This is a genomic window from Marinobacter sp. UBA5687 (genome assembly GCF_002420325.1).
Lineage (GTDB): Bacteria > Pseudomonadota > Gammaproteobacteria > Pseudomonadales > Oleiphilaceae > Marinobacter > Marinobacter nauticus.
In genome coordinates this window covers 1-11,783 of the sequence record NZ_DIHV01000133.1, presented here as the reverse complement: position 1 = coordinate 11,783, position 11,783 = coordinate 1, and the positions used below count along the sequence as shown (strand labels likewise).

Genomic DNA, 11,783 nt, shown 5'->3' with positions numbered 1-11,783 from the left:
CTGGAGCATTTCCGCACTCATGTAGTCTTCACCCTTCTTCATTTCATAAGGGGTGAAGTTGGTAAAACGTTCGCGTGGTTGTTCTGCAGTGTTTGCCATTGAACCCGGCCTCTTGTTTGTACTTCACAAGAACGCTTTGCTTCCCTCCGCGCCAGTGTGGCTGCGCGGTTTTACCCTGGATAGCATTCGTCCTGAAACGGGAATTTGCGGAAAATAGCAGATAAGTCACAGGGGTGCCAGCCTTGTGACACGTACTTTTTTCGGAGAGCACATGAAGTTTCCTGAACCTTTGGTAGAAGGGCGGCTGATTCGCCGCTACAAACGCTTCCTGGCGGACGTGCAATTGCCGGATGACACTGAGGTAACCGCCCACTGCCCCAACACCGGTTCCATGCTGGGGTGTCAGCCGGAAAATGCCCGGGTGTGGTTGAGCCGGAGTGACAATCCCAAGCGTAAGCTCCAGTACACCTGGGAGCTGGTGGAGACTGCGCCGGGGGTGCTTGCCTGCGTAAATACCGCCCGCCCCAACGCCCAGGCCCGCGCCGCTATTGAAGCCGGGGTGGTGCAGAGCCTGGCCGGCTATTCCCAATGCCGGGCAGAGGTGCGTTACGGTTCGGAAAAAAGCCGGATCGATCTGTTGTTGTCGGGCCATGGCCACGAACCCGATGCCTGGGTGGAGGTAAAAAACGTTACCCTGGCCGAGGGCGGGGAAGGTTATTTCCCGGACGCCGTCACCGAGCGAGGCCAGAAACATCTGAGGGAGCTAATGGCTCAGGTTCAGAACGGAGACCGGGCAGTGCTGTTTTTTGTGGTGAACCACACCGGAATCGAGCAGGTCCGGCCTGCGGATCATATTGATGCCCGCTATGGTCAGCTGCTTCGAGAAGCCTGCGAAGTCGGGGTGGAGGTGATCGCCTATCGGGCCGCACTGGCCGGTGAAGATGGCAACCCCTCGGGGCGCCTGGAGCTGGTTGAGGAAGTGCCGGTCAGTCTGGAACCCTGACCTGCACCTCGCCATCTTCAAGGCGAATGTCCAGGGTGGAGAGCGCATCGCCCTGGCAAGGGCCCGCAATGCACTCACCGGTACCGGGTTTGAACAGGGCACCGTGGGTGGAGCACTGGATAAACAGATTGTCGCTGTCCATGAATCGGCCCGGCATCCAGTTCAGTTCAATACCCAGATGAGGGCAAACGTTAAGGTAGGCCCGGGGAGTGGTGCCATCCAGAAAGGCGAAACCGGTGAGTGGCATGCCGGCCGGTTCTTTCGCTTTCTCTTTCAGGCGAAATTCCAGGAACTGGCCGGGAATAAGCTCGCTCGCCGGCGCAACGGTTTGCCAGTTGGCTGAGTGAGCACTCATTTTGGCAGGATGGCGTAACGCATGCGGGTGCCGTGGTTGAGCGACATCACGATTTCATCGGCTTCCAGGCGGTGCGGGAAATAGCAGCCGGAAATCTTGGCGCTGGCTATGCTGGCACCTTCCATTCTCGATTTCGAGAAATCGATGCCGCGGAGATCGGCGCCGCGGAAGTAGCCATGGCGGAAATCCAGGCCCTTTGCGTCCATGCCGCGCAGGTCCAGCCCGCGGAAATCGCCATGGGCGAAGCTCGGAAGCTCGCTCAGTTTGGCTTTCTCGGCATTAAAGGCGTCCATATCCTCGCTACGGAGCAGGTCATACAGGGGGTGGTCTATATGCTGGAGATCGCTTTCCTGAATATCGTCCATCTTGCACCTCGCACGGACAGCAGGGTTAGTTTTTAGTGTCAGTATAGTGCGCCCTGCCAAAATGGCAGGGCGGCTCGGATCAGGCCGGCCCGGTCATGCCCAAATGCTGGCGGATACGATCAGCAACCGCCTCGGCAACGTGCTCATCCTCGGTGTGCAGGTGCACCGTGTGGGTTTTCTCCTCAGTGGTCAGCGGCTCAAACCAGCTTTGCTGAGCATCCAGCAACTCTTCCGTTGCCTCCGAAGCATCGCCTTTGCGTTTGCGCACCCACTCCCGGCGCAAAGCTTCCGGCGCCTCGCAATGCAGCAGAGCGAAGGGGACCCCCTGATTTTCGGCCACGCTGGCAAACTGAGCCCGCTCCTTTTCTTTCAGGCAGGCCGCATCGACAATGACGGACAACCCTGAAGCCAGCAGCTCTCCGGCCAGCTCCGCCAGATGTGCGTAGGTTTTTTCGGTTGCTTCCGGGCTGTAAAGATCGGTACCCAGGCCCGATTTGCTGTCGTCCAGTGGCCCAAGACCGTGCAGGCGCTTGCGTTCCACGTCAGAGCGCAGGCGAATCAGCCCGAGTTCCTCCGCCATGGCGGCGCTCACGCAGGTCTTGCCGCTGGCGGAAAGGCCGGTGGTGGCCAGCAGGTAATGATTCGGTATGGCGCCGTAATCCTCCGCCAGTTGGGCGTAGCTCCGGTAACGCTGCATCAGGTCGGTTTTCTCGGCCTCGCTCAGGTTCGGGTTGCCCAGGGTGAACAGGGCGATTTTGGCCCGCACCATGGCGCGGTACGCCTTGTACAGGGGGAGCAAGGCCAGGCCTTCAAAATCACCGCGGTATTCCAGGTAGGTGTTCAGCACCCGGTTCGCCAGCGCCGGTTCCTGGCGGGATTCCAGGTCCATAAGCAGGAAAGCCAGATCATTCATCACGTCGATCCAGCGGAACGGCTCGTTGAACTCGATGCAGTCAAACACCGTCACCTGATCATTGAACACGGTAATGTTGGCCAGGTGCAGGTCGCCATGACATTCGCGCACCAGCCCGTTTTCCCGTCTGTGGGCGATTAAGTCCCGGCAGCGTTCGAAGGTGGTGCGGGTCCAGTCTTCCAGGTTGTCCAGCTGCGCCAGTAACCCGGCATCATCCAGCATAGGGCGGATCTGGTCGAAGTTTTCCTGCATGGCGGCATACACCGCCTCCGGTGTGCCCAGGGGCTTTTCATCGGCGACCGGTGGCAGGCTTTTGTGAAAGTCTGCAACCTGGCGGGCAAGATTGGTGAGCAGTTCTGCAGGCAGGTCGTCGCGTTCCTGGCGCACATCAAACAGCTGGCTCTGATCGAACTGGCGCATGCGAATGGCGTACTCGAAAGGGGTGCCGTCACCGCCCAGGCGAGGTTGCTCCGGGGTACCGGTAATAGGCACCACCTCCAGATACAGTTCGGCCGCCAGACGGCTGTTCAGGCGCAGCTCTTCCTCGCAGAAGCGTTTGCGGCGTTCCAGGGTGGAGAAATCCAGGAACCCGAAATCCATGGGTTTCTTGATCTTGTAGGCAAAGTCACCGGTGAGCAGAACCTGTGAGATATGGGTCTCAATCACGCGGAAATCCTTGACCGGATGATCGTAGAGTTCCGGGTTCTGCAGTGCCTTGATCAGTGTATCCGGGCCGTTGGCGCTCACGTTGTGCTCCTGGAATCCTTGAAGTTGTTGATTTTTCGTTTTTTGGAGGGCTCCACTATAACGGGCAGATTACAGAAATAACACACACCAGACCTGCCGATAGCGGTGCCCCCTTCGATATAATCCCGCCATGAGTAAAAAAACGCCTCCCCGCAAGAAAAAAACCGAATCCAGTCCTCGCCGCAAACGCTCCGGTCTCTGGCGCTTTCTGTTTCGCGCAGCTGCCCTGTGCCTTGTGCTGCTGGCGGGATGGATGGTCTATCTCGATGCCGTAGTGACCTCTCGCTTCGAAGGACGTCGCTTTGAAGTGCCCTCCCGGGTGTACGCCCGGCCCCTGGAACTCTACGACGGTGCCGGTATCAGCGCCGCCGCGCTGGTCCGTGAGCTGGAGCTGGCAGGCTATCGCTCGGGCGACGGTCGTCGGCCCGGAACCTGGCAGCGAAATGGCGACCGTTTTGTCATCAGCACCCGGGGTTTTTCTTTCCCGGATGGCAAGGAGCCGAGACGGCGTCTTTCGCTGGCGGTTCGTGGCGATCGGGTAGATTCGTTCTCCGTGATGGAGGGTGACAGCTCTCCGATTGTTCGGCTGGAGCCGGCTCAGATTGGCGGAATATACCCCTCCCATCGGGAGGATCGGATTCTGGTGGAGCTGGATGAGGTTCCCGAGGCCATGATTGCCGGTCTGATGGCTGTGGAGGACCGGCAGTTCTACGAGCATTTCGGCATCGCGCCACTCTCCATTGCGCGGGCGATGGTGGCGAACGTCAAGGCCGGTAGAATAGTTCAGGGCGGCAGTACACTGACCCAGCAACTGGTGAAGAACTTTTTCCTGACCCGGGAGCAAACCCTTCTGCGCAAGGGCAACGAAGCCCTGATGTCGGTATTGCTGGAGTTGCATTATGACAAGGACGACATCCTCGAAACCTACCTGAATGAAGTTTATCTGGGCCAGGCAGGCACTCGCAGCATTCATGGTGTTGGCCTGGCCAGCCAGTTTTTCTTCGGCGAGTCGCTGAAGGACATTGATGTCCACCAGATTGCCCTGCTGATTGGCATGGTCAAAGGCCCCAGTTATTACAATCCGCGCCGGCACCCGGAACGGGCCAGGGCGCGGCGTAACCTGGTGCTGGACGAGATGGCTGAGGCCGGGGTTATTTCCGGGCAAGAGGCCAGGGAGGCGAGTGCAAGGCCTCTCGGCCTCAGCGCAAAACCGTCCTATACCGATAATCGCTACCCGGCCTATATCGACCTGGTGCGCCGACACCTGGCGCGGGACTACCGGGAGGAAGACCTGCAGAGCGAGGGCCTGAGAATATTCACCACCCTGAATCCGGAAGTTCAGCAGGCCGCTGAGAAGGCGGCAACCGATACCTTGCCTCGCCTGGCGTCGGGTGAGGTGGCCAAGGCGCTGGAAGCGGCGGTGGTTGTCACCGCCAAGGATACCGGCGAGGTGTTGGCGCTGGTGGGGGGCAAAGACCCCCGCTTTGCCGGTTTTAACCGGGCAGTTGACGCCCGGAGGCCTATCGGTTCGCTGGTGAAGCCGTTTATCTACCTGACGGCGCTGTCTCAGCCGGAGCGCTACACCTTGATTTCGCCGGTTCAGGATAAGGCCTTCACCCTCGAGTTTGACGATGGTCGGCGCTGGCAGCCGCAGAACTATGATGGCAAGGAGCGTGGCCTGGTGCCCTTGCATGAAGCTCTGTCCCGCTCGTACAACCTGCCGGCCGTGCGTGTAGGGCTGGATGTGGGCATACCGGCGGTGCAGGAGACGCTGAGGGCCTTTGGGGTGACCACGCCTATTTCGGATTATCCGTCGCTGCTTCTGGGTTCCATTTCCCTGTCGCCGGTGGATGTCGCGCAGCTGTATCAGGGTCTGGCAACCTCCGGTTTCAATACGCCCCTGCGTACCATTCGGGAAGTCACGGATGCCGCGAATGAGCCTTTGTCCCGGTATAGCCTGAAAGTGGATCAGGTGGCCGATCCTGCCGCGGTGCATCTGGTGCAGTATGTTATGCAGGAAACCATGCAGGAAGGCACGGGCCGGTCAGCCTACTACCGGTTACCGGATTCCCTGACACTGGCAGGCAAGACCGGTACTACTGACGATGGCCGTGATTCCTGGTTCGCCGGTTTCAGTGGCGACCTGCTGGCGGTCGCCTGGGTCGGCCGTGATGATAACGGCCCGACCGCGTTGACCGGGGCTTCCGGCGCCTTGCCGGTCTGGTCTGCCACCATGGCGCAGATTCCCCAGCACGGTTTCTCACCGGTGATGCCCGATGGCGTTCAGTATCACTGGGTGAACCCTGGCGAACAGGCGCTGACTGGAGAAAACTGCGACAATGCCCGGCTGATTCCGTTTATCGCCGGCAGCGAGCCGGAACAGCACACAGGCTGCAACGGCAGTCTTGGCCGGCAAATTCGAGGTTGGTTTGAAGGATTGTTTCAATGAATAAACAAGTGATTATACGGTCAGCCTGTCTGGCCCTGTTTGTCGGCCTGGCCGGTGGTTGCGCCACCGGGCCGGGTGGCGGCTCCATCTATGTGCCCGTGGGGGGCGATGACCGCCGTTCGGCGCCGGAACCACCACGCACCGGTATTCCTGAAGAGCAGGATGAACAGGTATGGCGCAAGAGTGAGCAACCGACGGTCACTGAGCCGGACTCGCCGAGCACCCGGGCGCCCAGCTACAGCGAATCCGGTGACCAGTTGCCGGCCGCCGCTCTTACGTTGGTGCGTGATGCCGATCAGCGCCTTCGGCAGGGTGATTCCGCCGGCGCCATCGCCCGACTGGAACGTGCCCAGCGCATTGCGCCAAGATCTTCCGAAGTCTATTTCAAGTTGGCCGAGGCTTACGTTGCCGGGGACAATCTGGGGGCTGCGGAGCAGTTTACTCTGAAGGGACTCTCGTTGGCGGGCAACGATGAACGCATGCAGCGTTCAGGCTGGTTGCTGCTGGCGGATATCCGCCGGGCTCGCGGTAACGTTGCGGGGGCCGATCAGGCCGAGGCCCGGGCTGCGGCGTTGTAAAAACAAAAAGGCGCGGATAACCGCGCCTTTTTGTTGCTTTGATAAAACGACTTACGGGGTTACCTGAATATCAAAGTTTGCTGTGGAGGTCTCACCCTCGCTGACTTCCACATTTTGCTGGCCAACAAACGTGAGTGCGTCATCGGCGGGTTCCCCGTTTTCGGTCTCGACGAAGTCATCGCCACAGCTATAGCTGACGGTATATTCACCGGTCGGAATGAAGGCTGCGGTGTAGGTGTATCCTGCGTCCCTGAAGTTCACCGGCACCACAATCAGCGGCTCATTGGCACTGCCGATATCATCCGGTTGTTGATCGTACCCTTCATGCACGTAGATGTTGCCGAGGAATGATGTGTCATCCACGTTAGCGGTATCCTCGCATTCCTGGGTGATGAGATCCGCGGTTACAGTGCCTGCAATTGTGCCGACGGTTGAGTTATCAACCAGTCTCACCACAGGCTTCAGTTTGTAGGTGTTGTTATTTTGCGGGTTAACAATGGATTTGCGGACATCGAAGTCGATGGTCAGAGCAACTGCGCCACCGGCAGGAATCACAAACCCACTGGTTTGGACGCCGCGCGCTGACGGAGTCGTGAGGGGATATTCGTTACCCCCGATCACAATCGTATTGTTGTTCCCGACTTCAAGCCTCATCCAATTGTAATCGCCGGCCGGAACTTCTTCGTCCTGAATCAGTGATTCGACCACTCCACCCTGAAGATCAAGCAGATTGATGGGAGTAGGAAAATCAAAATCATACCTCAGTCGGCCGCCTTCTGCGGATTGCAGAACGAGGGCCTCTACCTCAATGTTCACAGACTCGGCGTTGTCGATAGGCGCATCGGTAAGCCCGACGCTGACTGTGCCAGTTGCAGGTGAGGTTTCACTGCTGCTGCCATTGCCACCACATGCTACCAGTGCGCTGGTTAGCGCAGAAACGACAAATACTCTGCTCAGTTGCTTCATAAAACCCTCCGGTTTTTTGGTCCAGTTCTGGCCTGGTCGTTGGGTGCCAGTCAGAACCCAACGCAGAGGGTTTGAAAAAGGTTCCGGTTGTTGCATTAACATTCGGCCATAAATCCGTCATTATCGCCTGGAGTGCACACAGGGCGGGCGTAAGATAGACTGCCCTCTTCCAGAATTTCGATCAGGCAGTTGGTCTTTGGCAATTTTCCCTTTCCGCCCGTCCGCACAGAAACGTTTCCATCGGTTGGTTCAGCCCCACCTCGAGGGGATGTATGCGTTTGCCTACCGTTTGACCGGAACCCGTCAGGACGCTGAGGATCTGGTGCAGGATGTGGTCGTCAAACTGTATCCCCGATTATCCGAACTGGAGACGGTGGAACAGCTTCGACCCTGGCTGAACCGTGTGCTTTATCGTCAGTTTGTGGATTCGATTCGCCGCAGGGGGCGCCGTGCCGACCGGGCAGCCAGTGAACTCATGGAGGCGGACCACCAGGCGGATTGGTTCGATGCGCTGGAATCTGATGATGCCACGCCAGAACTTGTCTTCGATCAGTCGCGCCTCGGCTTCATGCTGGACGAGGCTATGGACCGGCTTTCGCCAGATCAGAGAACCTTGCTGCTTCTGCATGATGTTGACGGCTGGCGACAGGAGGATGTGGCCGAGGTACTGGGTGTTGCGGTTGGTACCGTGAAGTCGCGATTACATCGCAGCCGCGCCACGTTGAGAAAACACCTGCAACAGCGTTTGGAACCGGAAAGCGACAACCGGCGTGTTGAGGAGTGAGGTGATGACCATGTCCTGTCCAAGCATTCGATCACAATTACCTGATTATGTCAGGGCGACACTCCCCGAGAATGAGGCAGGAGTGGTGCGTGAGCATTTGCAACGTTGCCCGCGGTGCCGGCGTCGTTGTGATAGGGAAGAAGTGTTGATGTCCCGGATGGCGGCGCAGTTTGATGTGCCTCCGCCGGCCCCGGATTTTGAATCGCGGGTGTTTGGGGAGTTGTCTTCCGGTTCGGGCCGGCGTGTACACATGGCGTGGGGTGGTGCGGTGGCGGTAGCACTGGCATTGGGGTTGTTCATCGGGCAGTTCGGATTGTGGCAGCCTGATGAGGCTGGTCATGAGGCTGTCGCTGTGGCGGAGGTGGTGGACACCCCCGTTGTCGCGCCGTTGGAGAGAACCGTACGCCTTGCATTCACGTCGGGAGAGCCCCTGGATGACGTTACCCTTACCTTGAATCTGCCGCCTCATGTGGAAATCGCAGGCTTGCCCGGGCAGCATCAGGTGCGCTGGCAGGTGAGCCTGGAACAGGGTGACAATGTGCTGGCATTACCCCTGCGGATTATGTTCCCCGGGGACGGCGAGCTTGTTGCCGAGCTGGATGCTGAAGGCCGGCAGAAAGTTTTTCGGGCCACCATACCCGATTACCCGGGGGCGAGCCGGCATGCCCCTGTGGATGTTAAGGAGCCTGCAACATGAGTGGTTATAACGGATCCCTTGGCTTCGCAACCGCTGGCCTTATACTTGCCCTGATGTCCGCGCCGGCGTTTGGCCGGGACGATCTTGACGTCACCATGCGGCTGGTTGGTGAGAATGAGGACGTAACGGAATCGGTTGCCCGTGAAATTCGGTTGCCGGAGCTACCGGCACTGGAGCGTCGTTCCTCCGGGCTTGGACGTGGCGATGGTGAGCCGCCGGGCCAGCAAATTCGCGAGCAGGCCCGTGAAAAAGGGCGGGATTTTGGTCAGTCCATGTCAGAGCGTGCCCGCGACGTTCGTGAAAATCGGCCGGAGCGGCCTGGTTCCGACAAGCGCCCCGATATTGATCCTGGCAAAAAGCCGGAACTCCCGCCTCAATCCTCGAAGCCGTAACTCAAAGCTTGTGGTAACCTCGGTTTCCGTCAACGGTTTTCTATTTATTGACTGAACCCGGGGTTGTTCTTGCGTCTCCTCTTCATCTTTTTGTTTCTTCTCGGTCAGCCCCTGTTGGCCCAATCCGCTTTCTCTGATGGGGCAAGCGAAGCTCTGGCCCAAGGCGTGGTCCAGTTTCAGCAAGGCAACCTTGGTCAGGCCCGGGAAAGTTTCCAGTTGGCTGCAGAGCTGGGCGTTCAGTCTCCCTCACTGCATTATAATCTGGGCGTGGTCTGTTATCGGCTGGAGGATTATCCGGCGGCCCGGCAGTGGTTTTCCCGTTTACTGGACGGTGACGATCGCGCCTTGGCCACGTACAACCTGGGCCTGGTCGCCCTTGCTGATGATCGGCCAGGGGAAGCCCGTAAATGGTTTGAGGAAAGCCTTGCGGCATCACCACCGGAATCTGTCCAGCGTCTTGCCGAGCAGCAGTTGGCAAAACTCGACGGCCTGGCACTTCTTCAGGGCGAGCGCCGAGTGGATGCCTACGGCTATTTGTCCCTCGGCGCAGGTTACGACAGCAATCTCTCGGCAACTCCCGAAGACTCCGCCAGTAATCGGGGAAGTGCGCTTGGCGAAGTGATAGCCGCCGGTTCGGTTGACTATGCATTGCATGCCCACCGTTGGCTCTCGCTGGATCTGATCGCGTTTGCCCGACACTATGCCGAGGACGGCGATTACGATCAGCAGTTGTTACAGGCGCGCTTCGGAGTCATGCGTGCCTGGGGGCTTTGGGCGGTTGGTATCCGGCCCGTGGTGTCGCGTTCGTGGCTTGACGGAGATAGTCTGGAAACCCGCTGGGGTGCTGAGTTTCTGGCCCGGTCTGCCGAGTGTTCACCTGCCGAAGATCTGAGGTGTGACGTGACGTTTGCCGTGGAGCAGGTGGATGGTGGTGACGGCTACCAGGCCTACGATGGCCAGTGGTACCAGCTGAAGGCAGGGCTGGGTTATCCGTTTGGTGATCTGGACCTGGCAGGCGAGTACCGCCTGGAACTGAACAACCGGCAAGATCTGGACGTGCCCGAACGGTTTGTCAGCGTATCGCCCACAAGGCACGAGCTTATTCTGGAAGCGAATTATCAGCTGTCGCCGGGGTTGGCGCTGGCCGGTGAACTGTCGGTTCGCCATAGCCGCTATGGCAAGCCGCATCGCTGGGTTGAGTCGGGGATATTGGTGGAGCGCCGGCGGGAAGACGTCCTGACCGGAGTAAGGCTGATGGCTGAGTATGATCTCACTGCGCGCTGGTTATTAAGGCCACAATGGTTTTTCCGTCATCAGCAGAGTGAGCTCAACGAATACGATTATCGCCAGCATACGCTGTTGCTCTCCCTTGAGGGCGTATTCTAGCTCTGCGGAGGTTTGCCCCCGGATTGATGCCGGGGGCAATGGTGCCTCACAACGTTTTCATGACCTTGCGCGCAGCCGCAAGCGTGAATTCAATATCCTCATCGGACAACGCTGCGGTGGTAAAGCCTGCCTCGAATGCTGAGGGCGCAAGGTAAACGCCTTCCTTCAGCATGCCCTGGAAGAACGCTTTGAAACGTTCCACGTCACAGGCCATCACCTGGTCAAAGCGCGTGATGGATGGTTCGGTAGTAAAGAAGAAACCGAACATGGCACCCGCGGACTGAACCGCCAGTGGAATGCCTGCTTCATCCGCTGCCGCCTTGAAGCCATCCTTCACCCGATTGGTTTTTTCCGTCAGCCGATCGTGGAACCCGGGCTCGGAAATGGCATTCAGAGTGGTCAGCCCGGCGGTCATTGCCAGCGGGTTACCGCTCAGGGTGCCGGCCTGATAAACCGGGCCCAGCGGCGAGATATGCTCCATGATTTCGCGTTTGCCGCCGAATGCACCGACGGGCAGTCCGCCGCCAATCACCTTGCCCAGAGCCGTCAGGTCCGGTTTCACCCCGTAGAATGCCTGGGCGCCGCCGAGCGATACCCGGAAACCGGTCATCACCTCATCGAAGATCAGCACGGTGCCGTGCTCATCACACACTTCCCGCAGCGCTTCCAGGAAGCCGGGCACGGGCGGGATGCAGTTCATATTGCCGGCTACGGGCTCAACGATAATGGCCGCGATCTGGTCGCCCATCTGGCGGAAGGTATTACGAACCTCGTCAATATCGTTGTAGGTCAGGGTCAGGGTATGCTCCGCCAGGCTAGCCGGAATTCCCGGTGAGTTCGGTACACCCAGGGTCAGGGCGCCAGAACCGGCTTTGACCAGCAGGGAGTCCACGTGGCCGTGGTAGCAACCTTCGAATTTCACGATCTTGTCGCGGCCGGTATAGCCGCGGGCTAGGCGGATGGCACTCATGGTGGCCTCGGTGCCGGAGTTGACCATGCGCACCAGTTCGATGGACGGCACCAGCTCACACACCTTTTTCGCCATCTCCGTTTCAATGGCGGTGGGCGCGCCGTACCCCACGCCCAGATCCACCTGAGCGTGCAGCGCCGCTTTGATGCGGGGGTCGGAATGGCCCAGGATCATCGGG

Annotated in this window: 12 protein-coding genes; 7 read left to right on the top strand and 5 right to left on the bottom strand. The window is 59.1% G+C overall.

From position 1 onward, the window contains the following. Positions 1-271 precede the first annotated feature (271 nt). Complete coding sequence (gene sfsA / locus B3Y70_RS14805) at positions 272-1,003, top strand: DNA/RNA nuclease SfsA (protein ID WP_288590011.1); 732 nt, start codon at positions 272-274, stop codon at positions 1,001-1,003. On the opposite strand, the gene B3Y70_RS14800 is transcribed toward sfsA, so the two are convergent. From B3Y70_RS14800 to B3Y70_RS14790, 3 genes are all read right to left on the bottom strand, one after another. After that, positions 987-1,358: a Rieske (2Fe-2S) protein gene (locus tag B3Y70_RS14800; RefSeq protein WP_286894457.1), complete on the bottom strand. Its 372-nt coding sequence runs from the start codon at positions 1,356-1,358 to the stop codon at positions 987-989. The genes sfsA and B3Y70_RS14800 overlap by 17 nt on opposite strands. Continuing rightward, a complete protein-coding gene (locus B3Y70_RS14795) occupies positions 1,355-1,723 on the bottom strand; it encodes a pentapeptide repeat-containing protein (protein WP_011784207.1) in 369 nt (122 codons plus the stop codon). Before B3Y70_RS14795 ends, B3Y70_RS14800 begins: the two co-directional genes overlap by 4 nt. A 79-nt stretch (positions 1,724-1,802) precedes the next feature. Continuing rightward, entirely contained in the window at positions 1,803-3,383 is a 1,581-nt protein-coding gene (locus tag B3Y70_RS14790; protein ID WP_273030080.1) for an AAA family ATPase, read from the bottom strand. A gap of 130 nt (positions 3,384-3,513) precedes the next feature. On the opposite strand from B3Y70_RS14790, the gene mrcB reads away from it, so the two are divergent. Both mrcB and B3Y70_RS14780 read left to right on the top strand, forming a co-directional pair. Beyond that, on the top strand, positions 3,514-5,832 hold the full coding sequence (gene mrcB / locus B3Y70_RS14785; protein WP_273030082.1) for a penicillin-binding protein 1B: 2,319 nt from the start codon (positions 3,514-3,516) through the stop codon (positions 5,830-5,832). Beyond that, on the top strand, positions 5,829-6,410 hold the full coding sequence (locus B3Y70_RS14780; RefSeq protein ID WP_273030083.1) for a tetratricopeptide repeat protein: 582 nt from the start codon (positions 5,829-5,831) through the stop codon (positions 6,408-6,410). The genes mrcB and B3Y70_RS14780 overlap by 4 nt, the downstream gene beginning before the upstream one ends. A 51-nt stretch (positions 6,411-6,461) precedes the next feature. On the opposite strand, the gene B3Y70_RS14775 is transcribed toward B3Y70_RS14780, so the two are convergent. Next, the gene (locus B3Y70_RS14775; RefSeq protein ID WP_273030085.1) at positions 6,462-7,376 is read right to left on the bottom strand and encodes a DUF4382 domain-containing protein; all 915 of its coding nucleotides are present in this window, start codon (positions 7,374-7,376) and stop codon (positions 6,462-6,464) included. Positions 7,377-7,572: 196 nt separating this feature from the next. Here B3Y70_RS14775 and B3Y70_RS14770 point away from each other — a divergent pair, with 196 nt between their 5' ends. From B3Y70_RS14770 to B3Y70_RS14755, 4 genes are all read left to right on the top strand, one after another. Next, a complete protein-coding gene (locus B3Y70_RS14770) occupies positions 7,573-8,160 on the top strand; it encodes an RNA polymerase sigma factor (protein ID WP_273030087.1) in 588 nt (195 codons plus the stop codon). A 4-nt stretch (positions 8,161-8,164) separates the two neighbouring features. Beyond that, positions 8,165-8,857, top strand: a complete 693-nt coding sequence (locus tag B3Y70_RS14765) for a zf-HC2 domain-containing protein (protein ID WP_341456423.1) — start codon at positions 8,165-8,167, stop codon at positions 8,855-8,857. Then, a complete protein-coding gene (locus tag B3Y70_RS14760; RefSeq protein WP_014420462.1) occupies positions 8,854-9,249 on the top strand; it encodes a hypothetical protein in 396 nt (131 codons plus the stop codon). The genes B3Y70_RS14765 and B3Y70_RS14760 overlap by 4 nt, the downstream gene beginning before the upstream one ends. Positions 9,250-9,363: 114 nt before the next feature. Then, positions 9,364-10,635, top strand: coding sequence for a tetratricopeptide repeat protein (locus B3Y70_RS14755; RefSeq protein WP_288590010.1), 1,272 nt, complete (start codon positions 9,364-9,366; stop codon positions 10,633-10,635). Between the two features lie 46 nt (positions 10,636-10,681). Here B3Y70_RS14755 and hemL read toward each other — a convergent pair. Continuing rightward, the coding region (gene hemL, locus B3Y70_RS14750) for a glutamate-1-semialdehyde 2,1-aminomutase (protein ID WP_288590007.1) at positions 10,682-11,783 on the bottom strand (1,102 nt) is incomplete at its 5' end.

Coding starts and splice junctions, on each gene's coding strand:
- sfsA (WP_288590011.1), top strand. CDS start 272: ATGAAGTTTCCTGAACCTTTGGTAGAAGGGCGGCTGATTCGCCGCTAC.
- B3Y70_RS14800 (WP_286894457.1), bottom strand. CDS start 1,358: ATGAGTGCTCACTCAGCCAACTGGCAAACCGTTGCGCCGGCGAGCGAG.
- B3Y70_RS14795 (WP_011784207.1), bottom strand. CDS start 1,723: ATGGACGATATTCAGGAAAGCGATCTCCAGCATATAGACCACCCCCTG.
- mrcB (WP_273030082.1), top strand. CDS start 3,514: ATGAGTAAAAAAACGCCTCCCCGCAAGAAAAAAACCGAATCCAGTCCT.
- B3Y70_RS14780 (WP_273030083.1), top strand. CDS start 5,829: ATGAATAAACAAGTGATTATACGGTCAGCCTGTCTGGCCCTGTTTGTC.
- B3Y70_RS14775 (WP_273030085.1), bottom strand. CDS start 7,376: ATGAAGCAACTGAGCAGAGTATTTGTCGTTTCTGCGCTAACCAGCGCA.
- B3Y70_RS14765 (WP_341456423.1), top strand. CDS start 8,165: ATGACCATGTCCTGTCCAAGCATTCGATCACAATTACCTGATTATGTC.
- B3Y70_RS14760 (WP_014420462.1), top strand. CDS start 8,854: ATGAGTGGTTATAACGGATCCCTTGGCTTCGCAACCGCTGGCCTTATA.